Raw genomic sequence first — 25,125 nt, forward strand, 5'->3', positions numbered from 1 at the left:
GCCTGGTCAGCCGCTGACGCCGACCGTCAGCGTCGCCGTGAACCCGGCCGACACGCTGCCGTCGACCGTGGCCAACTGCAGCGCCGCGCTGTCGTCGCTGAACACGTTGTCGCTGGACAGCGAGACCTGGGCGAAGTTGCTGACACTGGCGTCGTAGCCGCTGGCCACGCCATAGACCTGCTGGCAGGCGGCGCTGGGCAGCGCGAGCTGCGAGGTCTTGACGGCGTTGTTGCCGCTGGTCGCTTCGGCCTCGCTCGCATAGACCTCGAAATGGATGTGCGGCCAGCGCCCGCTGTAGCAGGCCGGGAAGATGGTCGTGAAGCTGACCTCGCCGTTGCTGTCGCTGATCTGCACGCCGCGCAGGTAGTTCTCGTCGGCCGCGTCGCTTGAATACAGCGAATAGTTGCCGCCGCGGTCGCAGTGCCACAGGTAGACCGCATAGCCCGCCAGATTGGCGCAGCTGGAGGCTGTGTTGACCAGCTTCAGCGTCACCGTCAGTGGCACGCCCTCGGCCACGTTGTCGCCGTGGTCGCCAAAACTCGTGGTGATGTCGCGGCGCACGATGCCGGTCATCGCCAGCGCGTTGACGGTGCCGCCGCTGTTGCGGTTGGTGCCGTCGGCCGGGTAGGGGCCGGAGGTTTCGCTCGGGATCACCGAGCAGCTGCCGGTGTCGCCACCGGTGTCACCGCTGGTGTCGCCACTGTCGCTGCTGCTGTCGCCGACGTCGGCGTCACCGCCGCCTCCGCAGCCGATCAGTGCCATCGGCCCGGCCAGCGCGGCGCCGGCCGCCAGCCAGCGCAGCACGCCGCGGCGCGCCAACGCGCGCTGGGCCAGGGTGTTCAGGTCGGCCGCCAGGCCGTGCGGGTGGGCGTCGTGCAGGGGTTCCATGGCCTGCATCGTGGCGGCCCCGTGTATCGGGCGTTTGGGCGCTCTGTGTCGACCTCGACACATTGGCGGTACTGGAGAAACGTCACGCCGCCGGCAACCACAGGCTGGCGCGCAGGCCGCCCTCGGCGCGGTTGGCCAGCGCGAGCCGGCCGCCGTCGCGCTCGGCCAGGTCGCGCGCGATCGCCAGGCCCAGGCCCTGGCCGGCGCTGTCGCCTGGCCCCAGCCGCACCCAGGGCTGTAGCGCGGCTTCGATCTGCTCGGGTGCGATGCCGGGGCCGTCGTCGTCGACCTGCAGCACCACACCACCGGCGTCGGGCCCGATGCTCAGGCGCACCTGGCGACCATGGCGCAGCGCATTGCCCAGCAGGTTGTCGACGATGCGCCGCAGCGCGACCGGGTGGGCGCGGGCGCGCAGTGGGGCGACCGTGGCCAGCGCCACGTCGTGCCCTTGTTCGGCGAAATCATCGACCGCGGCCTGGGCCAGCGCGACCAGGTCGACGATGGCGGGTGGTGCGGCCTCGCGTTGTTCGTGCAGCACCGCGAGCGAGCTGTCGATCAACGCGTTCATCTCGCGGATGTCGGCAATCGCCGCCGCGGCGATCGGTGCGTCCAGGCTTTCGAGCCGGATGCGCAGGCGTGTCAACGGCGTTCGCAGGTCGTGCGAGACCGCGGCCATCTGCAGCCCGCGCGCATCGAACTGCGCCTGCAGCCGCTCGGCCATCTGGTTGAAGACCTGTGCGGTCGTGCGCACCTCGCGGCTGCCGTGGCGCTCGTCCAGCGCCGGCGGCGCCTGGCCCGGGCGCAGGCCCTGCGACAGCGCGCCCGCGGCGCCGGCCAGCCGCCGCATCGGCGCCGCCAGCCAGCGCGCGCACAGCGCCGCCCCCAGCGCGATGACGAGCAGGCGCACGCCGTAGTCGACCCAGATCGACTGCCAAGGCGGCAGCGACCGCGGCGCGCCATGGGCGGCCGGCGGCCCGTTCTTCTGCCACAGCGGCCCGGGCGGCAGCGAGGGGAACGGCTCCAACGGTTTCGCCGGCGGCTCGGCGTGCCCCGGCGGCGGCGGTGGCACTGCGATCCAGTGCGCCGCCGCATGGGCGGCCACCAGCACCACCCACATCAGCACGAACAGGCGCACGCCGAGCGTGTCGAAGCGCCGCCAACCGGTCACGGCGCGGGCAGGGGTCGATGTCATCGCAGGGCCTCCACCGGTACGTCGAAGCGGTAGCCTTCGCCGCGCACGGTGCGGATCAGCGGAGCGCCGCCGGCACCGAGCAGCTTGCCGCGCAGGCGCGAGACGGCCAGGTCGATGGCTCGGTCGTTGGCCGCGGCGCCCGGCAGGCGCGACAGCTCCAGCAACCGGTCGCGGCCCAGCACCTGGCCGGGATGGTCGACGAAGGCCGACAGCAGCCGGTACTCGGAGCTCGACAGCGCAACGACCGTGCCGTCGGGCGCCTGCAGCAGTTGGCGCAGCCGGTCGAAGGCCCAGCCACCGAAGCGCAGCGAGGGGCTGGCCGTGGCCGCAGCTTGCACCACATGGCCGCGCCGCAGCACGGCCTTGATGCGCGCGACCAGCTCGCGCGGCTCGAAGGGCTTGGGCAGGTAGTCGTCGGCACCCAGCTCCAGCCCCAGCACACGCGACAGCGGGTCGCCCTGTGCGGTCAGCATGATCACCGGCAGGGCAGGCTGTTGCTGCTTGACCCACTGGCACAGGCCGAGCCCGTGCTCGTCAGGCAGCATCAGGTCCAGCAGCAGCAGGTCGATGCCACCGGCTGGCAGCCGGCGCCGCAGCGCCGCACCATCGGCCAGCGCTTCGACCTCGAAACCGAACGACTGCAGGTAGTCCAGCAGCAGGGTGCGAATGGCGTGGTCGTCATCGACCAGCAGGCAGCGGGTCATCGCAATGGGCTCAAAAAAGGCCGTGGCCGATGGCGCGAGTATCGGCGCGCGGATCGCGACCCCAATGCGATCCATATGCGCGGCGGCGCACGATGATCCCCGGCCCGCCGGGCCCGAGCCACGCACCCGCCAGGGAGTCGGTGCGGGCCTCGATTCGAAGGACTCTCGACGAAGGGGATGATCGTGGAAGTTGCGTTGGTGGTGCTGGTCGTGCTGTTGCTGTCCGGCCTGCGGATTGCGCAGGAGTACCAGCGTGGCGTGGTCTTCAGGTTGGGCCGCCATGTGGGCCTGCGCGGGCCCGGGCTGTACTGGATCATCCCGTTGGGCATCGAGCGGGCGGTCACGATCGACATCCGCACGCGCACCGTGTCGGCCGAACAGCAAGAGACGATCACCCGCGACAGCGTCACGATCAAGGTCAACGCCGTGCTGTGGTACCGGATCGTCGACGCCGCCAAATCGGTGATCGAGGTTGCCGACGCCGAGGCGGCCGTCTACCAACTGGCCCTCACGGGCCTGCGCAACATCATCGGCCAGCACGACCTCGACGAGGTGCTGCAGGAGCGCGACAAGATCAACACGCTGCTGGGCGACAGCATCGAGGGTTCGACGCTGGCCTGGGGGCTGGAGGTCCAACGCTTCGAGATGAAAGATGTCGAACTGCCGGTGGCCATGCAGCAGGTCATGGCGATGCAGGCCGAGGCCATTCGCGAAAAGCGGGCGCGCCTCATCAAGGCCGAGGCCGAATTCGATGCGTCGGTGAAGTTGTCCGCGGCGGCGGCGCAGATCATGGCCAACCCGGCCGCGCTGGAGCTGCGGCGGATGCAGATGATCTCGGAGGTCGGGGCCGAGAACAGCAGCACGACGGTGCTGATGATCCCGTCGGACTTCGTCACCTTGTCTCAGACCTTGAGCCAGTACCTGCAACGCGGCGGCGCGGCGTCGGCAAGCGCCTGAGGCGGGCGGCCCCGCACCGCTTGGCCGCCGCTTGGCCGCCGCTTGTGGGGTTGCAGGATCGGGTCGGTATTGCGCTACCGTTCCGGGGCAATCTCAGGTTTCGCCACCCAGAAGGCTCCCATGCACCCTCCCCCAACCACCCCGTTGCTGCGCAGCGTGCTGTTGGCCATCGGCCTGGCGGGCGTCGCGCTGTTCGGTGCGGCGCTGCTGCTGTCCTGGGTCGAGCCACTGTGGGTCGAGCGGGCCGCGCGCGAGGTCGTTCGCATCGAGGTCGAACAACGCGTCGGCGAGAAGATCGACACGTTGTCGAATTCGAAGGTCGCGGCGCTGGCCGCCAAGGCGCTGGGCCGGACCGAGGCCGAGATCGACGCCCAGCGGCGTGCGCTGAAAGAGGGCGTGCCGGCGAAGACGGCGCAGGTGGTGGCCGACATGCTGCATGTCGACTGCGAATGCCGGCGCCGCATGAGCGAGAACGCGACGCGGGCGACTGAAGAACGGATCGGCACGCTGGACCAGGTGCGGGCCCGGTTGCTGGGGCTGATCGAAACCGCCTATGCGTCGGTCACGCAAGACCTGATGCGCGAGTTCCGCATCTTCTGCGGCAGCAACGCCGGGGTGTTCGGCCTGCTGGCGCTGGTGACGTGGTTCTGGCGCCGGGCCTCGGTGCAGTTGGTGGTGCCGGCGCTGGTGCTGCTGGGCGCGGCCGGCCTCACCGGCGGGCTGTACCTGTTCAACCAGAACTGGCTGCACACGATCGTCTTCAGCGAGTATGTGGGGATGGGCTACGTCGCCTATCTCGGCGGGGCGTTCGCCCTGTTGGCCGATGTGGCGTTCAATCGGGCCCGCTGCATCACGGCCGTGCTCAATGTGCTGCTGGACGTGGTGGGCTCGGCGACAGTGCTGGTGCCTTGTTAGGGTGTCGTTCAGCCCCTGTCGCCCCCTTGACAGCCGCCGCCGACCGCCGTGGCTAGAGTGGCTGCACAGGTCACTTGCAAGGGACGGCGATGGGCGCGCTCCACGAACCGCTGGCGCAGCTGCGCGCCGTGAACGAGACGTCGGCGTTCAACCGCTGGTGCGGGTTCGAGGTGCTCAGCGCAGCGCCGGGCCAGGTCGAGATCGTGATGCCATGGCGGCATGAGGCCGGGCAGTACGCGGGCCTGCTGCATGCCGGCCTGGCCGGTGCGCTGATCGAAACCGCCTGCGGCTTTGCTGCGGCCACGCTGGTGGGCCCGGTGCTGGCCGCGCACTACGCGGTCAACTGCCTGCGGCCGGCCACCGGCGAACGCTTCATCGCGCGGGCCCGGGTCGTCAAGCCGGGGCGCTCGCAGGTGTTCACGGCCTGCGAGCTCTACGCCTGCATCGGCGCCGACGAGACGCTGGTGGCCACCGGCGAGACGCTGTTGTCGGTCGTGGCCGGCGCCAGCGGCCCGTGATTCGGCGCGCTGTCCTCAGCGCGCCTTCCAGACCTTGCTCAAACGGTCGACTGCGCCGTCGGCGCGCTCCAGCCGCGGGTAGCGCAGGCCGCCGCGCCAGTCGATCGTGACCGTGCGGTACAGCTCGCCGTCCTTGACCAGCAGCCGGATCGGCGCCTCGCCCTTGGTGTTGGCGCGCACGGCCGCTTCGAGCCGCTCGGCCTTGTAGGCGAGGTCGTTGACGGCCAGCACCGACATGCCCTTGGTCAGGCCGGCGCCGAAGGCCGGGCTGTTCCAGAACACCTGGGTCACGCGGCCGTCGCCGATCAATCGCAGCCCCAGCGAATAGGCCAGGTTCTGCGGCCGCTCGGTGCCGTTGTCGCCCTCCCAGCCGCGCTCATTCGTCTCGAAGCTGCTTTCTTCGGTGGCCCAGGCCAGCCGCCAGCCGCTGTTCGCCAGCCCCGGCGTCGGGCCGCCGACACGGTCCAGCCGCTCGTGCAGGAAACGCCGCCAGTCGTGCGGGTGGATCGCGTTCAGCGCGGCCAGCAGCTCGTCTTCGGTGTAGGTCAGCGGGGCGATCGCGCCGTCGGCGCGGTGTTGCGTGGGGCCGCCGAAGAAGCTGCGGCCGAGGTCGTCGAGCGAGTGCTGGTCGTGGCTCAGCGCTCGCAGCGTCAGGTCGACATCGAGCCAGACCAGCTGCGCCTCGTCGTAGTAGTCGGCGTTGCGTTGCCACTCGTCCCACTCGCGCGTCGGGCCGGGGCCGATCGCGGGGTCGATCACCGTGTCTTGCAAGGGCCGCCAGCTGCGGCCGCTGCGCGCGGCGACTTCGGCGTAGACATTGGCCAGCCGGTCGCGCGCCTGTTCGGGTGTGCTCAGGCCAGCGCGCGCGGCGAGCACATGGCCCCAGTACTCGGTCAGGCCTTCGTAGGTCCACAGCAGGCTGTTGCCCATCGGCTGGTGGTAGTCGGGCGTGGCCAGGTCGGCCGGGCGGCGGTGCTTGCCGTTCCACGAATGCACGTACTCGTGGGCCAGCAGTTCGCGGCCGCGGATCGCCTTGTCCCAGTCCTTGAAGTAGTCGGTCCTGAGCGCGTTCTCGCTCGACTCGTGGTGCTCGAGCCCGATGCCGCCGAATTCGTCGGACAGCGCGAGCATCAGGTCGTAGTGGCGATAGTGGCGCGCACCGCCGAACAGCTTGTCGGCCTGCGTGACCAGCGCGCGGTGCGCGTCGAGCTGGGCCTTGCTGGCGTCGAGCATCGAGGCCTCGTCGGCCAGCAGTGTCAGCGTGACCGGGTGCGCGGCGCCGGTGGCGTCCAGCGGCACCTGCTTCACATGGCGGCCGGCAAAGACCGGCGAGTCGACCAGCGTCTCGACCGACACCGGCGCAAAGTCGATCCAGCCGTCGGCGCCCGCCTGCACCACGGCCCCTGCCGGCCCGCGCAGCCCGCTGGCCTGCTGCCAATGGGGCGGCAGCTTCAGCCGCGGTTGCACGCGAATCGCCTGCACCGCCGGGCCGGCCGGGTACAGCAGCACGTTCTCCCACTCGACGCCGAGCAGCTCGCGGGTCACGCTGATGCGTTCGTTGCTGCCGCGCACCGGCGCGAGGTACTGGAAGTTGAGGGTCAGGTTCGTTGCGTTGGCCGGCACGTCGACCAGGAACGTGAACGGATCGGCCGCCTCGCGCCGCCACGCCAGGCGCTGGTTGCCGGCCTGGATCGTCAGGCCGGCCAGCCGCGTCACGTCGCCATACGGCCCGTGGGCCCCCGGCAGGTAACGCGCATAACGCAGCGCCAGGCGCTGGCCAGGCGTGGCCACCGGCAGGGTCTGCTGCACACGCAGCACGCGGCGGTCGAGGTCGGTCGCGTCGACCGCCAGCGTCATCACGCCGGGCCAGCTGGCGGGTGGGGGCACCACGACGCCGGCCGCGGCGCCGGTGGCCGGCTCGGCGTGGCCGTCGTGGTCGCCGTGGGCGTGGGCCGGCAGCGCCGAGGCGGCCAGCGCAGCCCACAGCGCGAGGCCGAACGCGCGGTGCCGAAGCGACGCTGCCGCGCTCATTTGGCCGCCCAGATTGCGCTGAGCCGGTCGGGCGTGCCGTCGGTGCGCTCGAGCTTCGGGTAGCGCAGGCCGCCGCGCCAGTCGATGCGCATCAGCTTGTAGACATCACCGTCCTTGACCAGCAGCTCGATCGGCGCCTCCCCGTTCTTGTTGGCGCTGATCGCCGCGGCCAGCCGCTCGGGCTTGTAGACCTGCATGTTGACGGCCATCAGCTTCTGGCCCGTGGCGGCGCCGGCCTGGAAGGCGGGGCTGTTCCACAGCACCTGGTCGAGCTCGCCGTCGCTGGCGATCTGCAGGCCGAGCGAGAACAGGAAGTTGTCCGGCCGCTCGTGCCCGCTCGGGCCGCCGCGGCCTTCGTTGTGCTTGGCGAATTCGCTCTCGGTCTCCGACCAGCCCAGCTTCCAGCCGCTGCGTGCCAGGCCGTCCAGCGGGGCGCCGGCGCCGGTGCGGTCGAGCCGGGCGCGCAAGAAGCTGGCCCAGTCGTGCGGCTGCACGCTGTTCAGTGTCTTGACCACGTCGTCGAAGCCGTAGGTCAGGCTCTTCGGGCTGCCGTCGTCGTGTGGCTGCATCGTCGGGCCGAAGAAGGCGCGGGCGAAGTCGTCGAGCGACTTGGTGTCGCCACTCTTTTCGCGGATCAGCGTGTCGACGTCGAGCCAGATCAGCACCGCTTCGTCGTAGTAGTCGGCGCTGCGCTGCCAGTCGCGCCAGATCTTGTCGCGCTGCGAGGCCAGGGTGCCTTCGGTCGTCGTGTCTTGCAGGCTGCGCCAGTTGCGGCCGCTGCGCGCGTCCAGGTGGGCCGCCAGCGAGGCCAGCGCGTCACGCGCCTGCTCGGGCGTGGCCAGCCCGCTGCGCGCGGTCAGCACCTGGCCCCAGTACTGGGTCATCCCTTCGTAGACCCACAGCAGCGGGTTGCGCATCGGCACGTTGTACTGCGGCGTCCACAGGTCGGCCGGGCGGCGGAACTTGCCGTTCCACGCGTGGGTGTACTCGTGCGGCAGCAGGCCACGGGCGCGGATCGCCTTGTCCCAGTCCTTGAAGTAGTTGCCGCGCACGCCGTTCTCGCTCGACTCGTGGTGCTCGAGCCCGATGCCGCCGAACGCGTTCGACAGCGACAGCAGGAAGTCGTAGTGGCGCCACGGGCGCGAGCCGTAGAGCTTGTCGGCCTGCTGCACGAGGGCCTTGTGGGCGTCGAGCTGCGCGGGGCTGGCCTCGAGCTGCGAAGCCTCGTCGGCCAGCAGGTTCAGCGCCACCGGGTTGGGCGTGCCGGGCGGGTCGAGCTCGATGCGCTTGGCATTCGGGCCGGCGAACAGCGGCGAGTCGACCAAGGTCTCCAGCGACACCGGCGCGAAGCGCACCCAACCGTCCGAGCCGGCTTGGGCGACGTTGCCATCGGCCGCGCGCAGCGCGCTGGCCTGCTGCCAGCCACCAGGCAGCCTGACGCTGGCCGCAACGCGGATCGCGCTGGCGTAGTGGCCGGCCGGGTAGAGCACGGTCTGGTTCCACTGCACGCCGAGCAGTGCGCGCGTCATCGACACGCGGCCCTGGCCGCGCTCGGTGGGGGTCAGGTGCTCGTAGCTCAGCGTCAGCGTGCTGACGCCGGCCGGCACGTCGACGTGGAAGGCGTAGGGGTCGACCATGTCGCGCTGCCACGGCACGCTGCGCTCACCGGCGCGCACCTGCAGGCCGGCCAGCCGGTCGACATCACCGTAGGGGCCGTGTGTGCCCGGCAGCCAGCGCGGGTACAGCAGCGTGAGGCGGCCGGGTTGTGCCACCGGCACCGTCTGCTGCACACGCAGCACGCGGTGGTCGAGGTCGGTCGCATCGACGGCCAGCGTGATCACGCCGGGGTAGGGTGCATCGCGCGGTGTCGGCTGCGGGATCGCGGCCACGTCGGCCACCGGCGTGACAGGGGTGATCGCCAGCGCGGCGACGGGCCAGGTGGTGGCGGTGAAACAGGCGAGCCCAGCGAGTCCGGTCCGGGCGGCGCCGATCAGGCCCGCCCGGCCGCCCGCTGCGAACGCCGAGCCGGCCGGGTGGGCCTGGCGGTGGGTACGCTGCATGGGTCGGTTCTCCAAAAGCCCCGCACCATACACGAGGGGCGCCAAGGCCCCTAACCCGCGAGGGCTGCGGCGTCAGTGCTGGGGCGACGCGCCCGCGCTCAGCGAGATGCTGCCGTACAGGCCGCCCTCTTCGTCTTCGACGCCGGCGGCGAAGAACAGCGTGTTCTTCGGCTGGCCGAACAGGCCGTTGCCGAAGGCCAGGCCCCACAGCCCGTCGATGTGCAGCTTCTTGCCGTCGTCGCCGTGCAGGTAGCCGCGGAAGTGGCCGGTGCGCGGGTTGTAGGCGGCGATCGTGCCGTTGCCGAAGTTGCCGACCAGCAGCGCACCGCTGTACTGGCCGAAATCGTCCGGCGCCATCGCGAAGCCCCAGGGTGCGTTCATGCCGTCGTGCTTGACCAGACGCTGCACGAAGTGGCCGTCGAAGTCGAACACGTCGATGAAGCCCTGGCCCTTGCCGGCGTGCTCGTCTTCGCCGGCCTTGTCGCGCTTGGCGTAGGCCACGTAGAGCTTGTCGCCGAAGGCCTGCACGTTGAACGGCGCGTAGTCGTGATGCAGCTTCGGGTTGACGAAGCCGCCGCTGGTGGCCACCGGCGCGAAGCTGGCGTCGAAGGTGTCGATGCGGCCGTTGACGAAGTCGGCCGCATACAGCCGGTTGCCGCTCGGCGTGGCGGCGATCGCCATGCCCCGGTAGCTGGCATTCGGCGTGGCGACCACGACGATCGCGTTGTGCAGGTCGACGTTCGGCGCCCAGCCCGAGATCGTGCCGTCTTCGGTGCAGAAGATGAAGCGGCTCGGGCCGCTCAGGCCGTTGGCGCCAACGACGAAATCGCTCGAGCCGCTGAAGACGATGCCGGTCGGCGAACCCATGTCCCCACCCGGTGCGGGCGGCACCGCGACGACCAGCGTCTGCGGCACGCCGGCGCCGTCGTACAGCGTCGAGGTGCCGGTGTGGTTGTTGGCGACCCAGACGAAGCCGTTCGGGTTGAACGCCACACCCCACGGATTTTTCAGGTTAGGGTCGGTGTGGTCGGCCGGCACGCTGCCGTCCGACACCAGGTTGTGCACGCTGTAGGCACTGTGCTCAGCCAGCGCGGCCGGGCTGAACGCCGCGCCGAGGGCGAGCGCCAGCAGCGCGGCCAGCGGGCCGCGCATCAGGAAACGTCGTTGCATCAGGGTTCTCCTCGCATCCATGGTGGCCGCGCGCGTGGCGCTGCGCGGGGTGACGAGGCAGAAGCCCCGCAGTCACCGTCGGTAGGTGCTGCGTGGAGCGCGCAAGGTTGCAGCGCGCCGAAAGCCGCGCCGGCGTCGCCGACCGGCGACGCGTCAGGCCGGCTGTTCTTCGATCAGGTAGCTCGCGCCGTCGTACTGCGCCAGGACCTCGGTGAGGTAGGGCATCACGCTTTGCAGCGTCTCGTGCAGCGTGTAGGGCGGGTTGACGACGAACAGGCCGCTGCCGGCCAGGCCGAAGCCTTGTGCGTCGGCTTGCGCCACCGTCATGCGCACATGCAGCCAGCCCTTGGGCGCCAGCGCCATCAGGCGCTTGGGCAGCTGCGCGGCCTCGACGCGGGCGATCTGGGGGTACCAGATCACGTAGACCCCTTCGGCATAGCGCGCGATGGCCTCGCGCATCGTGGCCACCACCTTGCCGTAGTCGCCGACCAGCTCGTACGACGGGTCCATCAGCACCAGCGCGCGGCGCGGGTTGGGCGGCACCTGGCCCTTCAGGCCGGCGAAGCCGTCCTCGTTGAGGATCTGCACGTGGCGGCTGTTGAAGTGCGCGGCCAGCGTGCGCGCGTCGCTGGGGTGCAGCTCGAACAGCCGCATCGAGTCGCCCGGCCGCATGTGCATGCGGGCGATCGACGGCGAGCCCGGGTACAGCGCCAGCGGCGGCGTCATGCCCTTCTCGAGCACCGGCGCGGGCTGGCCCGGCTCGGCCGGCGGCAGGTTGAACTGCTGCACCAGATGCACATAGTCGGCCACGGCCGGTGGCAGGTCGGGCCGGCTCCACAGTCGGTTGATGCCTTCGCGGTACTCGGCCTTCTTCTGCGCCTGGGCGCCCTTGAGCAGGTAGCCGCCGGCGCCGGCGTGGGTGTCGATGTAGCGGAAGGGCTTGTCCTTGGCCGTCATGTAGCGCAGCACCTGGTCGAGCACCAGGTGCTTCAGCACATCGGCGTGGTTGCCCGCGTGAAAGGCGTGTCGGTAGGCGAGCATGGCGGGTCTTCTTTCTGGGCTGAACCCCAAATCGCGGCAGGCCGCCGGCGGGGGCGCCGGAGGGCCCGGATCGTGTGGGGCTTTGATTCAGCCCGCACTGTAGCCGGCGCCGCATTCGATAGGCTGCGTGCCCATGACCGCTTCTCTCTACGACCCGCTCCGCATGGGCGACATCGCGTTGGCCAACCGCATCGTGATGGCGCCGCTGACCCGCAACCGCGCCGGCGCCGGCCAGGTGCCGACGCAACTGATGACCGAGTACTACCGCCAGCGCGCCAACCCCGAGACCGGCGCCGGCCTGATCGTCACCGAGGCCAGCCAGATCAGCCCGATGGGCCAGGGCTACCTCGACACACCGGGCATCTATTCTCCCGAGCAGGTGGCGGGCTGGAAGCGCGTGACCGACGCGGTGCACGGCGAAGGCGGCAAGATCGTGATCCAGCTCTGGCACGTCGGCCGCATCTCGCATGTGTCGCTGCTGCCCGGGGGCGCGCAGCCGGTGTCGTCGACCAACCGCCCGGCGAACGGCAAGACCTTCATCGCCGGCGGCTTCGCGCCGGTGTCGGCACCGCGCGCACTGCGCACCGACGAGATCCCCGGCTTGATCGCCGACTACCGCCGCGCCGCCGGGCTGGCGATGCAGGCAGGCTTCGACGGCGTCGAGCTGCACGCGGCCAACGGCTACCTGATCGAGCAGTTCCTGCGCGACAGCATCAATGACCGCAGCGACGACTACGGCGGCTCGGTCGAGAACCGCACCCGGCTGCTGGCCGAGGTGCTGCAGGCGATCACCGCCGAGATCGGCGGCGGCCGCACGGGCGTGCGCCTGTCGCCGATCACCCCGTCCAACGACGCCGGGCAGGACAGCGATGCGCAAGCCACCTACGGCCGCGCGCTGGAGCGCGTCGCTCCGCTGGGCCTGGCCTATGTGCACGTGGTCGAAGGCGCCACCGGCGGGCCGCGCGACCTGAGCGCGCAAGGCGTCGCCCCGTTCGACTACGCCGCGCTGCGCGCCCACCACCGCGGCGCCTGGATGGTCAACAACGCCTACGACCGCCCGATGGCCGAAGCCGCGGTGCACAACGGCACCGCCGACCTCGTCGCCTTCGGCAAACTCTTCATCGCCAACCCCGACCTCGGCCGCCGCCTGCGCCAAGGCGCCCCACTGAACCCGCTCGACACCGCGACGCTCTACGGCGGCGACGCACACGGCTACACCGACTACCCCGCATTGGTGGACTGACAGCCAACAAGGCGCCCCGCAGGGGCCGCCTTCCCCAAGTGGCGTGCGCGGATCTGGCTTTGCCACTCCGCTGCGCGAGCCCCCTCGGGGGGCAAGCCCTGGAAGGGCCGTGGGGGCTACATCACCCCGGAACCCGCAACAACCACCCAGGCTGCAACTCGTCGGTCTCGCCGATCAGCGGCTGGTTCGCGGCGCGCAGATGCTGCTCACGCCGCGCGTCGCGGTACAAATCGCTGGCGATGCGCGCCAGCGTGTCGCCGGGCTGCACGAAGCGCCAGCGTGACACTTCGGACGGCATCACCACCGTCATGCGGTCGTCGACCGCCGCCACGCCGCGCACATTGCCGCAGCACAGCAGGATGCGTTCGCGGGTGTCCTGGCTGGCGGCGCAGCCCGATACACGCACCGTCGAGCGGGCTGGGTCGAAGGCCACCTCCAGATGCTCGGCGCGCAGGCCCAGCGCGCCCAGGCGGGCCTCGATGGCCCGGCACAGCGCCGCCGGCGTGACCACGGCAGCGACCTCATCGCCTGCGGCCGAGGCGGCGTTCGCAGCCAGCAAATCGGTGCCGGCCTCCCGATCGAAACTCATCAGACTCACGGCATCCCTCTTGTGTTTTGTGAGCGCTTGCAGAGTACCTCAAATTAGGGGGGTGGGTAGGCCGACGCGATGATCGTTGAGGATTGCGCTGTGAATTCGTCAGCCCCCGATGGCGGTGGGTGCCGCTGCGGCGGCGGCCGGTTCAATCGATCGGCGCCGACCAGGGGGCGTGACCTGCTTTGGCGTTCGCCGCATCGCCGCTCGCGGCCGGCCCGCCGCCGGGTTTACGCTTCGCCATCCGATCCCCCTGTGCGGTGCGCCATGTTTCGTCAACTTTTCGATCCCACCTCGTCCACCTTCACCTACCTGCTGGCCTGCGATCGCACGCGCGAGGCGGTGTTGATCGACCCGGTGCTCGAGCAGCGCGGGCGTGACCTGGCGCTGCTGGCCGAGCTGGGCCTGCGCCTGCGCTGGCTGCTCGACACCCATGTGCATGCCGACCACGTCACTGCCGTGTCGGCGCTGAAGGCTGCGCTGCCTGACGGGCCGTCCATCACCACCGCGGTCGGCCTGGCCTGCGAAGCCGAGGGCTATGAATGGGCGCTGTCACACGGCGAACACCTGAGCTTCGGTGACGAGCACCTGGACGTCATCGCCACGCCCGGCCACACGCCCGGCAGCATGAGTTTTCTGTGGCGCGACAAGCTGTTCACCGGCGACGCGCTGCTGATCGGCGGCTGTGGCCGCACCGATTTCCAGGGCGGCGACGCCGGCCAGCTGTACGACGCGATCACCCAGCGCCTGTTCACGCTGGCGGGCGAAACGCTGGTCTATCCGGGCCATGACTACAAGGGTCGGCGCGTCTCGTGCATCGCCGAAGAGCGCGAGGGCAACCCGCGCCTGGCCGGCAAGTCGCGCGACGAGTTCATCGCGCTGATGGCCGGGCTGAACCTGCCGCGGCCCAAGCTGATCGACATCGCGGTGCCGGCCAACAAGCAAGCCGGGTTGCTGCAGCAGGGCTGACCGAGAGCTGTTTATATGCAGTTGACTATAAGCATATAGTTATTCGGAAATATAAGTTCGACCCCAGGCGCGGGCTCGCCAAGATGCCCGCCATGGGCCCGGCGCGACTGGCGCGGGGCCCGCTTGGGGAGAACCACATGCCTGCTTCCACACCCGCCGCGTCGCCCGCCGAACCCGTGCGGCCGACCGAGCCCGCCCGCCGCGGCGACGACCCGTCGCCCTGCGTCGCCGTCGTCGGCCTGGGCTTCAGCGGCGCCGCCACCGCGATGCAGCTGATGCGCCAGCTGCCCCGCGGTGCCCGCCTGCTGTTGATCGAGCCTGACGCCCGCCGCGCCCGCGGCCTGGCCTATGGCACCCGCTGCGCCAGCCACTGGTTGAACGTGCCGGCCGGCCGCCTGGGCTGGGACGCCGACAACGAAGCCGGTTTCATCGACTGGCTGTGCGCCCAGTACGGCGCCTACAGCGCGTCCGATTTCGTGCCGCGCATGCTGCTGGGCAACTACCTGACCCAGGCACTGGCCGCGGCCGAGCAGGTGGCCACCGCCCGCGGCGTGCAGGTTCAGACGGTGACCGACCGCGTGAGCGCTCTGGAGCGCACGGCCCGCGGCGGCAGCCTGCTGCGCCTGGCCGGTGGCGGTGTCTGCCGGGCCGATGTGGTGGTGCTGGCCACCGGCCACCTGGCGCCCGAGTCGCCGCGCATCGCCGGCGCCCCGGCCTGGGGTTCACCGGGCCTGATCGACCAGCCCTGGGACGACGCCGCGCTGGCCGCGCTGCCCGAAGACGGCGAGGTGCTGCTGCTGGGCAGCGGCCTGAGCGCCATCGACATGCTGACCTGGCTGCAAGACCGCGGCCACGCCGGCCGGGTGACGATGCTGTCGCGCCGCGGCCTGCTGCCGCAGCCGCACCGCAGCCTGGAAGCCCGCCCGCGGCCGGGCCTGGTGCCGTCGCAGGCGCTGGCCGACGCGCGAGGCCTGGTCGGCATGCTGCGGGCGGTGCGCGGCTGGGCCGCCCTGGCGCAGGCCGAAGGGCACGACTGGCGCGACGTGATGGCCAATCTGCGGGCCTGCACACCGCGCCTGTGGCAACGCCTGTCGGCGCGCGAGCGGCGCCAGTTTCTGCGCCACCTGCAGCCCTGGTGGGACACCCACCGCCACCGCCTCGCCCCCGGCATCCACACCCGCCTGCAAGCGGCGCTGCGGGCCGGCCAGGTCGAGTTGCATGCCGGGCGCCTGCAGGCGATCACGCCATGCCCCGACGGCCGCCTGGACCTGGCGTGGCGCCCGCGTGGCGCGGCGGCCGGCGTGCTCGAGCGTCGCCACGTGGCGGCGATCGTCAACTGCACCGGCCCGTCGGCGCGCGTCGGCCATGCCGCGCAGACGCCGCCCGGCTCGCTGCTGGCCGCGCTGCAGGCGCGAGGGCGGCTCGCGGTCGACGCGATGGGCCTGGGCCTGCGCGTTGACGACCGGCACCGCCTGCTCGATGCCCAGGGCCGGCCGCAAGCCGGTCTGCACTACGTCGGGCCGATGCTGAAGGCGCAGTTCTGGGAAGCGGTGGCGATCCCCGAGCTGCGAGTGCACGCCCGTTCGGTGGCCGAGCAGGTGGTGCGGGCGCTCCCGGTGACTGCGGCGGCCTGAGCGGTGGGCATGACGGTGAAGCTCAGCGTTTGCCGGCGGCCTCGCCGCCCATAGGCTGCACAGGTCGCGCGCCGGGGCAGGTCAGAACTTCTTGCCGCTGGTGCGGGCGCGAAACAACGCCAGCAGCTCCAGCTCGCGTGGGCCCGGGTGCAGCGTGAAGCTGTCGCCCGCCTGCACCGAGCCCGGCTCCAGCACGGCGAGGTAGGCGCCGCAGTAGCCCGACTCGACCATCAGCTTGGCCGCTTTCGAGAAGCCCATCGCGGCGTTGAACTTGAAGCAGGGAAAACGCGGCTCGCTGACCACCAGCACGCCGCCGTCTGCAAAACGCAGCTGGTCGCCGATCCACAGGTGGCGCTCGTTCAGGCCGTCGAGGGTCAGGTTCTCGCCCATCGCGCCGGGCGGCGGCAGCTCGTCGTCCCAGCCGGCGGCGCGGGCCTGCGCCCGCACCGTGCGCCAGAACGCGTAGTGCTCCAGCGGGTAGGCGTAGACCGCCTTGCTCAGGCCGCCGTGCACCGACAGATCAGCCTGCTCGTCGCCTTCCATCCCCATCGGCCGGTAGGCCACCGGGCCGCTGCGCGGGCGCTTGCCGATCGCGGTGAGCACCTCGCGGCCGTTGATCTGCACCTTCTGGGCCAGGGCGGTGTTGACGCTGACGACTTTCATCCGGCCCATTGTGCGGGGCGCTGCGTGGGGCCGCCGGCGTGGGGTGATGGCAAGGCGCTTGCCTGAATCTTCAAGAACCATCAACGCCATGGGATTGCCCGATCGACGCGGTAACAGGGTGTCTCCAGCATCGGTGCCTCTGACTTGCCAACGGCCAAGTCTCGGGCGTTTGTCTCTGCGCACCGGGCTGGCTTGCTTGTTGCGTGTTGGTGGCCGCTGCGGCCAGAAGCCGCGGCGAGTCTGACCGTGTTGTTCATCGCTGGCGTCCGGCCACCCGCCGCCGCCATGCATTTCGAGGAGCGAGTGAGTGAAGCAAATTCGTAAAACGCTGCTGGCCACTGCCGCCGCAGCCGCACTGACGCTGGTTGTGGGGGGAGTCCACGCGGCGCAGCTGCAATCCGTGCCGGCCAAGGCCGCCGAGCAAACGAACCACTGGTTCGTCGAGTTCAACAGCGTGCCGACGATCGAAGGCGCCAAGCTCGCCACCGTGCGCGCCGAGAAGGCCGCCTTCCGCAAGGCCGCTCAGGCCGCCGGCATCAAGTTCAAGGAAAGCCACTCGTTCGACGTGCTGTTCAACGGCGTGTCGCTGGTCGCCGGCCCGGCCGAGCGGGCCAAGATCGCCCGCCTGCCCGGCGTGAAGGCGATGTACCCGGTCGAAGTGATCCAGGCGCCGAAGCCGATCCGCCAACTGGGCGACGAACAGCCGCAGCTCGACACCGCGCTGGCGATGACCGGTGCCGACGTGCTGCAAGCCCAGGGCATCAAGGGTGAAGGCATCAAGGTCGGCATCATCGACACCGGCGTCGACATCGACCACCCGGCCCTGGGCGGCAACGGCACCCCGGGCAGCACGCCGTTCCCGTCGTCGCGTGTGAAGTACGGCTACGACTTCGTCGGCGACGCCTACGACGCCGTGACCAACCCGTTCCCGGTGCCCGACGAGAACCCCGATGACTGCGCCGGCCACGGCACGCACGTCGCCGGCATCGTCGGCGCCGATGGTGGCGTCACCGGCGTCGCACCGAAGGTGACCTTCGGTGCCTACCGCGTGTTCGGCTGCACCGGCTCGACCGACTCCGCGATCATGATCGCGGCGATGGAGCGCGCACTGGCCGACGGCATGCAGGTCGTCAACCAGTCGATCGGCTCGTCGTTCCAGTGGCCCGAGTACCCGAGCGCCAAGGCCGCCGACCGCCTGGTCAAGGCTGGCGTCGTGATGGTCGCCTCGATCGGCAACAGCGGCACCAGCGGCCTGTACGCCGCGGGCGCGCCGGGTGTCGGCGAGAAGGTGATCGGCGTCGCGTCGTTCGACAACACGCACGCCAAGCTGAACGAGTTCATGGTGTCGGCCGACGGCACGCCGATCGGCTACATCCCCGCCACCGGCGCCCCGGCTGCCCCGACCTCGGGCACCCAGCCGATGTCGCGCACCGGCACCGTCGCCTCGACGGCCGACGCCTGCACCGCGCTGACCCCGGGCAGCCTGACCGGCACCGTGGCGCTGATCCGCCGCGGCACCTGCAGCTTCTACCAGAAGGCCTTCAACGCCCAGACGGCCGGTGCCGCGGGCGTGGTGCTCTACAACAACGTGCCGGGCCGCATCAGCCCGACGGTCGTTGGCACGCCGGCGATCACGATCCCGGTGGTCTCGGTGAGCGACACCGAAGGCGCGCTGATCGACAGCCGCCTGGCCGCAGGCGCCGTCGACATGACCTGGTCGGCCGACCTGGGCTCGTTCCCGCAGCTCACCGGTGGCCTGATCTCCAGCTTCAGTTCGTACGGCCTGGCCGCCGACCTGAGCGTGAAGCCGAACATCGGCGCCCCGGGCGGCTCGATCTATTCGACCTACCCGCTGGAGCTGGGCGGCTACGCCACGCTGTCGGGCACCTCGATGTCGTCGCCGCACACCGCAGGTGGCGCCGCGCTGCTGCTGCAGGCCAACCCGAAGATCACCGCCAAGACCATGCGTGACCGCATGCAGAACAGCGCTGATCCGAAGAACTGGCAAGGCAACCCGAACCTCGGCTACCTCGACGAGGTGCACCGCCAAGGCGCCGGCATGCTGGACCTGGTGCAGGCTTCGCAGGCCACGACGCTGATCCAGCCGGGTGAGCTGGCGCTGGGCGAAAGCCAGGCCGGCCCGGTGACGCGCACGCTGACGTTCAAGAACAGCAGCAACACCGCCGTCACCTACGACCTGAGCCACTCGAGCGCGCTGGCGACCGGCCCGAACACCTTCACGGTGTCGGCCTTCGACGCGCCCGCCACGGTGGCCTTCAGCGCCGCCAGTGTGGTCGTGCCGGCCAAGGGCTCGGCCACGGTCGACGTGACCGTGACCGCACCGGCGGGCCTGGCCGACAAGGGCCTGTTCGGCGGCTACGTGGTGGCCACCTCGCAAGCCGACGGCAAGGCGCTGCGCGTGCCTTACGCCGGCTTCAAGGGCGACTACCAGTCGATCCAGGTGCTGGCCCCGACGGCCAACGGCTTCCCGTGGCTGGCCAAGTTCGATGGCACGAACTACACCAACCAACCGGGCGGCGCCACCTACACGATGGCCGGCACGGACATCCCGTACTTCCTGATCCACCTGGACCATCAGTCGCGCCAGATGAAGCTGGAAGCCTTCGACGCGGTGACGAACAAGAGCATGCACTTCGTCAGCCTCGAGAACTACCTGGGCCGCAGCTCCACCGCCACCGGCTTCTTCGGCTACACCTGGGACGGCACGACCTTCAAGAAGGGCGGCACGCCGACCCCCGTGCCCAACGGCACCTACGTGGTCAAGGTGTCGGTGCTGAAGGCGCTGGGTGATGCCAACAACGCGGCGGACTGGGAAACCTGGACCTCGCCGGCCGTGACCATCTCGCGCCCGTAAGCCTCGGCTTCAGGCGTCAGCCAAGCCCCTGCCAGGCCCCGCGGCCCGGCAGGGGCTTTTTTCTGAGCCCGGCGCTCTGGCGTTCAGGCCACGGGGCTCGGCCACTCGACCTTCATCGCGCTGCCGATCAGCGCGAAGTCGTCGGCCGGCACCTTCAGGTAGCCGAAGCGAAACGCCGCGCCCCAGTGCGTCTTGCTCTTGATGAACGACAGCCGCTCGATCAGCGGCTGGATCGGTGCTTCGCGGCAGGTGGCGAAGTCCACATCGACCCGGTAGGGGTGGAAATCGGGCGCCATCTCGACTTGGTAGACCTCGCCGCTGCGCACCACGCCGATCGCGGTGAAGCACTGCAGCGGCGCGCCGTCGGGGTAGGCGGTGCGCGGCGAGTAGATCGCCACCCGGTCCCCGGCGTGCAGCTTCTGCAGCGGCGCCTTCTTGCCGTGGTTCAGCTGGATGAAGCTGCCGGCCACGCCGCGCAGCACATGCTCGCGCGAGACGACGCCGACCCAGCCTTGGTGCGACGCGGGTCGAGCCAGACGCTCGGCACTGCGTTGCGGGGCCGGGCGGCCGGCGGTGGGGGTGGGCGACAAGGCCAGCGGCTGTTGCATCGGGGCGCTCCTCTGAAAGGCATTGGGGATGCCTGGCAGTCTCGCGACCCCCTGCTGACAACCTGGTGTCAGCAGTGTCGGCAGCGTGGGGCTTTCACGCCTCGGCGAGCGCGTGCTTGGTGGCCAGCACCACCCGGTTGCGGCCACCGCCCTTGGCCGCGTACAAGGCCTGGTCGGCCGCCTTGAAGACGCCGGCGGCGTCGCCGAAGTCCTGCGCCGGCGCCGCGACGCCGATGCTGGCCGTCAAGCGCCCGACCGCGGCGAGCGTGGGCGGCAGCGGCTCGGCCAACGCCAGCCGCAACTTGTTGGCGGCCACCTCGGCCCCGGCGGCGTCGGTGTCGGGCAGCAGCAGCAAGAACTCTTCGCCGCCATAGCGGGCGACGAAATCGCTCGCCCGGCAGTGCTGGGCCAGGCGCCCGGCCACGGTTTCGAGCACCCGGTCGCCGGCATCGTGGCCGTGCTGGTCGTTGATGCGCTTGAAGTGGTCGACATCGATCAGCAGCAGCGCCAGCGGTGCGCCGCTGCGGCGGTGCCGCGCCAGCTCGTAGGCGATGCGTTCGTCGGCGGCGCGGCGGTTGCACAGGCCGGTCAGCGCATCGTGGCTGGCCAGGCGGGTCAGCTCCTGATTGGCCAGCTCCAGGTCTTGCGTGCGGGCGGCCACGCGGGCCTCCAGCTCGGCGTTGGCGCGCGCCAGCGCATCGCCGCGCTGCTGCAGCGACTGCTTCATGCCCTCCAGGGCTGTGGACAGCGCGTGCAACTCGCGGGTCGGGCCGAGCGCCGGGATGTGCAAGGTGAGCTCGCCCTGCTCGATGCGCTTGGCGATCTGCGCCACCTGCGACAGTGGCAGCGCGACGCGCCCGGCCGCCCACCAGGCCACGGCGATCGCCAGCAGCGCGGCCAGTGCGCCGACCGCCAGCGCCGTCCGCCGGGCCTGGGCCGCGCTGGCCGTGGCGGCCTGCATCGGCTCGCGCACGATGACGGTCCAGCCCAGGTCGGTGGCGGCCGAGCGCGCGGGCACCGGCGTGGCCACGGTGAGGTAGTGCTCACCATCGGGCCAGGCCATGTCCACGGCGCTGCCGTTGGGCAGTTGCCGCGCCAGGTCGAGCTTGACGTCGCTGCCGGGCTCGCGCGGCTGGTGGATCACCTGGCCGCTCTTGTCGGTGATGATCAGCTCGACGCCCTTGCTGCGCTGGGCCGGGCTCTCCAGAGATTCGGCCACGCTGCGGCCCCAGTCCCAGGTGGCGTGCACGCCGAGCACGCCTTGCAGCTGCCCTTGCGCGTTCTTCAGCGGCGCGGCGAAATCGATGAAGCGCAGCGGCTCGCCCGAGGCCGAGGGCCCCAGCAGCTTGGCCAGCAGCAGCGCCTGGTGCACGTCGCCGGTGAACAGGCCCTGCTGGCCGGCCTTGAACCAGGGCCGCCCGGCCACGTCCTGCCCGACCAGCAGGCTGCCGGTCGCGACCAGCACCTGGCCGCCGGGCGCGGCCACGCCGATCCACGAATACTGCGGGCGCGAGCGCTGCATGTTGTCCAGCGTGCGCTGCCAGGCGGCGCGGTCCGGGCCGGCCGGGTCGCCGGCCGGTGGCGTCGCGGCCAACAGCTCGACTTCGCGCATGCGCTCCGCCAGGCCGTCGGCCAGGGTGATCGCGGTGTTGCGCCCCAGCGTCGCCAGCGTGTCGGACTCCTCGTGCAGCACCGTGCCGGCGATCGACTGCCCGAGCAGCAGCGAGATCGCCACGCTCAGGGTGGCGACCAGCAGGCCGAAGATCAGGGCCACACGGGCGCGGAACGAAGACAGCATCAGGGGCAGGGCCGCAGAACAAGGGGCTCTCGGCTTTTCGTCCAATCCGGGGCGAACCTGAGATCGGGCCGGTGGCGGTGTGTTGCAAAACCCAGGCTGCCCGGGATCGAGACATTCTGCGCATCGCCTTATTCCGGATTTGCATGGATTGGGCAGGCGCCAGGGTTACGGCCCCATTACACTGGGTTGACAGGTGATCCACCTCGACACGACGCGCGCGTGAAGCGCGCCGGCAGAGAAACCGGCCGTAACCAGGCCCGAAGGTTGCTCTTGCAGGCCAAGACACCTCGCGCCCACGGCATTGGGCGAGCCCCGCGGCGACCAGGCAGCATGCCGCGCCGGCCACGAGGCTCGCCCAATTCCGTCTTCGCTTTTGTCTTGTCTTGAAAATTGGAGCATTGCCTGTGAACCGTCCCGCCATGGAGGGGCTGCGCTTGAACGCGCCTGCCTACGTCAAAAACGCTCGCCTGATCGCCTGGGTCAGCGAGATCGCCGCCCTGACCGAAGCCGCCGACATCTATTGGTGTGACGGCTCCCAAGAAGAGTACGACCGCCTGTGCCAGCGCCTGGTGGATGCCGGCACCTTCAAGAAGCTGAACCCGGCCAAGCGCCCGGGCAGCTACCTGGCCTGCTCCGACCCGTCGGACGTGGCGCGGGTCGAAGACCGCACCTTCATCTGCAGCCAGAAGAAGGAAGACACCGGCCCGACCAACAACTGGATGGCCCCGGCCGAAATGCGCGCGCTGCTGCAGACCGGCGACAACGCGCTGTTCAAGGGCGCGATGAAGGGCCGCACGCTGTACGTGGTGCCGTTCTCGATGGGCCCGCTGGGCTCGCCGATCGCCCACATCGGCGTCGAACTCTCCGACAGCGCCTACGTGGCCGTCAACATGCGCACGATGACGCGCATGGGCAAGCGCGTGATCGAGCTGCTGGGCACCGATGGTGAATTCGTGCCCTGCGTGCACACCGTCGGTGCGCCGCTGCAAGCCGGCCAGAAGGATGTGACCTGGCCCTGCAACAAGACCAAGTACATCGTCCACTACCCCGAGACGCGCGAGATCTGGAGCTACGGCTCGGGCTACGGCGGCAACGCGCTGCTGGGCAAGAAGTGCTTCGCGCTGCGCATCGCCTCGACGATGGGCCGCGACCAGGGCTGGCTGGCCGAGCACATGCTGATCCTCGGCGTCACATCGCCGGCGGGCAAGAAATACCACGTCGCGGCGGCCTTCCCCAGCGCCTGCGGCAAAACCAACTTCGCGATGCTGATCCCGCCCAAGGCCCTGGGCGACTGGAAGGTCACGACGATCGGCGACGACATCGCCTGGATCAAGCCGCATGCCGACGGCCGCCTGTACGCGATCAACCCCGAAGCCGGCTACTTCGGTGTGGCCCCGGGCACCAACTTCGAGACCAACCCGAACTGCATGGCCAGCCTGACGCGTGACGTGATCTTCACCAACGTCGCGTTGACCGACGACGGTGACGTCTGGTGGGAAGGCATGGGCGAGGCCCCGGCGCATTGCATCGACTGGCAGGGCCAGGACTGGACACCGGCGATCGCCAAGGAAACCGGCCGCAAGGCCGCACACCCGAATTCGCGCTTCACCGTGGCCGCCACCAACAACCCGGCGCTGGACCCGGCCTGGGATGATGCCGCGGGTGTCGCGATCGACGCCTTCATCTTCGGCGGCCGCCGCTCGACCACCGTGCCGCTGGTGACCGAGGCGCGCAACTGGATGGAAGGCGTCTACATGGCCGCCACGATGGGCTCGGAGACGACCGCCGCGGCCGTCGGCCAGCAGGGCGTCGTGCGGCGCGACCCGTTCGCGATGCTGCCGTTCACAGGCTACAACGTCAGCGACTACTTCCAGCACTGGCTGGACATGGAAAAGAAGCTCGAGACCACCGGCCACACGCTGCCGAAGATCTACTGCGTCAACTGGTTCCGCAAGGGTGCCGACGGCAAGTTCGTCTGGCCGGGCTACGGCGACAACATGCGTGTCATGAAGTGGATGATCGAGCGCATCGAAGGCAAGGCCGGCGGCGAAGAACACTTCTTCGGCATCAGCCCGCGCTACGAAGACCTGGAATGGGCCGGCCTGGATTTCAGCCGCGAGAAGTTCGAGTCGATCATCGACGCCGCGCCGGCCGCCTGGCGCGACGAGCTCAAGCTGCACGACGAGCTGTTCACGCAGCTGGCCTACCACCTGCCGCAAGCGCTGAAAGACACCAAGGCGCGGATGGAAACGGCGTTGGGCCAGTAAGCCCCTGACCGCTGGCGCGCCGTCGTCGGCGCGCACAAAGAGAAAAAGGCCACCGCGAGGTGGCCTTTGTCGTTGGGGCTCTGACCCGTGAACCTGGGGCAGGCCCGGGCGGCACGGCCTGGCCCGCGGTGCTACGATTTGTGTCAGAGCCAGGGAGTGCCGGCCACCGAAGACGGGCCGTTTTGTCTTCTGGGGGATAGGATGAACCAGCTGCGCCGGATCCTGGGCCGCGTGTTTGCGCTGTGCCTGGCCGCGCTGCCGCTGGCTGCCCTATGCGCCGATCTCACCCTCTATACCGAGGAATACCCCCCGATCAATTTCAGCCGCGACGGCCAGGCCGCGGGCCTGTCGACCGAGGTGGTCGAAGAGATCCTGCGCCGAACCGGCACGCGCGTGCCGATCACGGTGGTGCCCTGGGCGCGTGGCTACCGCAGCGCGCTCGAAGAGCCCAACGTCGGCCTCTTCGTCACGATGCGCACGCCCGAGCGCGAGCCCTTGTTCAAGTGGGTCGGGCCGGTCACCACGGTGCGCACCAGCTTCTACAGCCGCCGTGGTGCCGACCTGAAGGTGGCCAGCCTCGACGACGCGCGCAAGGTCGAGGTCATCGCCGTGCCGCGCGAATGGTTCTCGCACCAGGTGCTGCGCGCGCTCGGCTTCGCCAACCTCGACGCGGTCACCAACACCGATGTGATGGTGCGCATGGCGCTCACCGGCCGCGCGCAGCTGATGGTGGCCGACAACCAGACCTTGCCGGCCCAGCTGGCGCAGGTCGACGCGACGATGGCGCAGGTCGACCGCCACTACACCTTCATGAAGACGAGCAGCTACATCGCCTTCTCGCGCGGCACGCCCGATGCCGTGGTGCGCCAATGGCAGCAGACGCTGAACGAGATGAAGCGCGACGGCAGCTTCGCCCGCATCTACACGCGCTGGCTGCCCAGCGACACGCCGCCCGGCATCGAGGCCGAGCCCGACATGGTGCCCACGCCGAGATGACGCC

The 25,125-nt window shown here is 70.3% G+C and carries 20 protein-coding genes; 9 read left to right on the plus strand and 11 right to left on the minus strand.

Going from position 1 to position 25,125, the window contains the following annotated elements:
* Nucleotides 1-6 precede the first annotated feature (6 nt).
* From ACE3SG_RS11370 to ACE3SG_RS11380, 3 genes are all read right to left on the minus strand, one after another.
* On the minus strand, nt 7-888 hold the full coding sequence (locus tag ACE3SG_RS11370) for an intradiol ring-cleavage dioxygenase (RefSeq protein WP_374565048.1): 882 nt from the start codon (nt 886-888) through the stop codon (nt 7-9).
* 82 nt (nt 889-970) lie between these two features.
* Nucleotides 971-2,080 carry an ATP-binding protein gene (locus tag ACE3SG_RS11375; protein WP_374565049.1) on the minus strand — a complete coding sequence of 370 codons (1,110 nt, stop codon included), beginning with the start codon at nt 2,078-2,080 and terminating at the stop codon, nt 971-973.
* Nucleotides 2,077-2,784: a response regulator gene (locus ACE3SG_RS11380; protein WP_374565050.1), complete on the minus strand. Its 708-nt coding sequence runs from the start codon at nt 2,782-2,784 to the stop codon at nt 2,077-2,079. Before ACE3SG_RS11380 ends, ACE3SG_RS11375 begins: the two co-directional genes overlap by 4 nt.
* A gap of 183 nt (nt 2,785-2,967) precedes the next feature.
* On the opposite strand from ACE3SG_RS11380, the gene ACE3SG_RS11385 reads away from it, so the two are divergent.
* The 3 genes from ACE3SG_RS11385 to ACE3SG_RS11395 all read left to right on the plus strand — a co-directional run bounded on the left by ACE3SG_RS11385 (nt 2,968) and on the right by ACE3SG_RS11395 (nt 5,174).
* Nucleotides 2,968-3,741: an SPFH domain-containing protein gene (locus ACE3SG_RS11385; protein WP_374565051.1), complete on the plus strand. Its 774-nt coding sequence runs from the start codon at nt 2,968-2,970 to the stop codon at nt 3,739-3,741.
* Nucleotides 3,742-3,861: 120 nt separating this feature from the next.
* Complete coding sequence (locus ACE3SG_RS11390) at nt 3,862-4,656, plus strand: hypothetical protein (protein ID WP_374565052.1); 795 nt, start codon at nt 3,862-3,864, stop codon at nt 4,654-4,656.
* A gap of 89 nt (nt 4,657-4,745) precedes the next feature.
* A complete protein-coding gene (locus tag ACE3SG_RS11395) occupies nt 4,746-5,174 on the plus strand; it encodes a PaaI family thioesterase (RefSeq protein ID WP_374565053.1) in 429 nt (142 codons plus the stop codon).
* Nucleotides 5,175-5,189: 15 nt separating this feature from the next.
* Here ACE3SG_RS11395 and ACE3SG_RS11400 read toward each other — a convergent pair whose 3' ends face one another.
* The 4 genes from ACE3SG_RS11400 to ACE3SG_RS11415 all read right to left on the minus strand — a co-directional run bounded on the left by ACE3SG_RS11400 (nt 5,190) and on the right by ACE3SG_RS11415 (nt 11,476).
* On the minus strand, nt 5,190-7,205 hold the full coding sequence (locus tag ACE3SG_RS11400; RefSeq protein ID WP_374565054.1) for a M61 family metallopeptidase: 2,016 nt from the start codon (nt 7,203-7,205) through the stop codon (nt 5,190-5,192).
* Complete coding sequence (locus ACE3SG_RS11405) at nt 7,202-9,265, minus strand: M61 family metallopeptidase (RefSeq protein ID WP_374565056.1); 2,064 nt, start codon at nt 9,263-9,265, stop codon at nt 7,202-7,204. Before ACE3SG_RS11405 ends, ACE3SG_RS11400 begins: the two co-directional genes overlap by 4 nt.
* A 72-nt stretch (nt 9,266-9,337) precedes the next feature.
* Nucleotides 9,338-10,435 carry a TIGR03118 family protein gene (locus ACE3SG_RS11410; RefSeq protein WP_374565057.1) on the minus strand — a complete coding sequence of 366 codons (1,098 nt, stop codon included), beginning with the start codon at nt 10,433-10,435 and terminating at the stop codon, nt 9,338-9,340.
* Nucleotides 10,436-10,588: 153 nt separating this feature from the next.
* Entirely contained in the window at nt 10,589-11,476 is an 888-nt protein-coding gene (locus tag ACE3SG_RS11415) for a 23S rRNA (adenine(2030)-N(6))-methyltransferase RlmJ (RefSeq protein WP_374565059.1), read from the minus strand.
* A gap of 133 nt (nt 11,477-11,609) precedes the next feature.
* Here ACE3SG_RS11415 and ACE3SG_RS11420 point away from each other — a divergent pair, with 133 nt between their 5' ends.
* Nucleotides 11,610-12,719 carry an alkene reductase gene (locus ACE3SG_RS11420; protein ID WP_374565061.1) on the plus strand — a complete coding sequence of 370 codons (1,110 nt, stop codon included), beginning with the start codon at nt 11,610-11,612 and terminating at the stop codon, nt 12,717-12,719.
* Nucleotides 12,720-12,840: 121 nt separating this feature from the next.
* Here the strand turns inward: ACE3SG_RS11420 and ACE3SG_RS11425 are convergent, their stop codons facing one another.
* Nucleotides 12,841-13,308 carry a BON domain-containing protein gene (locus tag ACE3SG_RS11425; RefSeq protein WP_374565264.1) on the minus strand — a complete coding sequence of 156 codons (468 nt, stop codon included), beginning with the start codon at nt 13,306-13,308 and terminating at the stop codon, nt 12,841-12,843.
* Between the two features lie 270 nt (nt 13,309-13,578).
* On the opposite strand from ACE3SG_RS11425, the gene ACE3SG_RS11430 reads away from it, so the two are divergent.
* Both ACE3SG_RS11430 and ACE3SG_RS11435 read left to right on the plus strand, forming a co-directional pair.
* Nucleotides 13,579-14,280, plus strand: coding sequence for an MBL fold metallo-hydrolase (locus tag ACE3SG_RS11430; protein WP_374565062.1), 702 nt, complete (start codon nt 13,579-13,581; stop codon nt 14,278-14,280).
* Nucleotides 14,281-14,417: 137 nt separating this feature from the next.
* Nucleotides 14,418-15,914: an FAD/NAD(P)-binding protein gene (locus ACE3SG_RS11435; protein ID WP_374565064.1), complete on the plus strand. Its 1,497-nt coding sequence runs from the start codon at nt 14,418-14,420 to the stop codon at nt 15,912-15,914.
* 81 nt (nt 15,915-15,995) lie between these two features.
* Here ACE3SG_RS11435 and ACE3SG_RS11440 read toward each other — a convergent pair whose 3' ends face one another.
* A complete protein-coding gene (locus ACE3SG_RS11440) occupies nt 15,996-16,577 on the minus strand; it encodes an MOSC domain-containing protein (RefSeq protein ID WP_374565065.1) in 582 nt (193 codons plus the stop codon).
* Between the two features lie 307 nt (nt 16,578-16,884).
* Here ACE3SG_RS11440 and ACE3SG_RS11445 point away from each other — a divergent pair, with 307 nt between their 5' ends.
* Nucleotides 16,885-19,452 (plus strand): S8 family serine peptidase, encoded by a 2,568-nt coding sequence (locus tag ACE3SG_RS11445; protein WP_374565067.1) that lies wholly within the window; start codon nt 16,885-16,887, stop codon nt 19,450-19,452.
* 83 nt (nt 19,453-19,535) lie between these two features.
* Here ACE3SG_RS11445 and ACE3SG_RS11450 read toward each other — a convergent pair whose 3' ends face one another.
* Both ACE3SG_RS11450 and ACE3SG_RS11455 read right to left on the minus strand, forming a co-directional pair.
* Nucleotides 19,536-20,060: an EVE domain-containing protein gene (locus ACE3SG_RS11450; protein ID WP_374565068.1), complete on the minus strand. Its 525-nt coding sequence runs from the start codon at nt 20,058-20,060 to the stop codon at nt 19,536-19,538.
* 94 nt (nt 20,061-20,154) lie between these two features.
* On the minus strand, nt 20,155-21,858 hold the full coding sequence (locus ACE3SG_RS11455; RefSeq protein WP_374565070.1) for a diguanylate cyclase: 1,704 nt from the start codon (nt 21,856-21,858) through the stop codon (nt 20,155-20,157).
* Nucleotides 21,859-22,262: 404 nt separating this feature from the next.
* Here ACE3SG_RS11455 and ACE3SG_RS11460 point away from each other — a divergent pair, with 404 nt between their 5' ends.
* Nucleotides 22,263-24,125 (plus strand): phosphoenolpyruvate carboxykinase (GTP), encoded by a 1,863-nt coding sequence (locus tag ACE3SG_RS11460; protein WP_374565071.1) that lies wholly within the window; start codon nt 22,263-22,265, stop codon nt 24,123-24,125.
* Between the two features lie 201 nt (nt 24,126-24,326).
* Complete coding sequence (locus tag ACE3SG_RS11465) at nt 24,327-25,121, plus strand: substrate-binding periplasmic protein (protein WP_374565073.1); 795 nt, start codon at nt 24,327-24,329, stop codon at nt 25,119-25,121.
* Nucleotides 25,122-25,125: the final 4 nt, after the last annotated feature.

Source organism: Ideonella sp. (assembly GCF_041914305.1).
Classification (GTDB): domain Bacteria; phylum Pseudomonadota; class Gammaproteobacteria; order Burkholderiales; family Burkholderiaceae_C; genus Ideonella.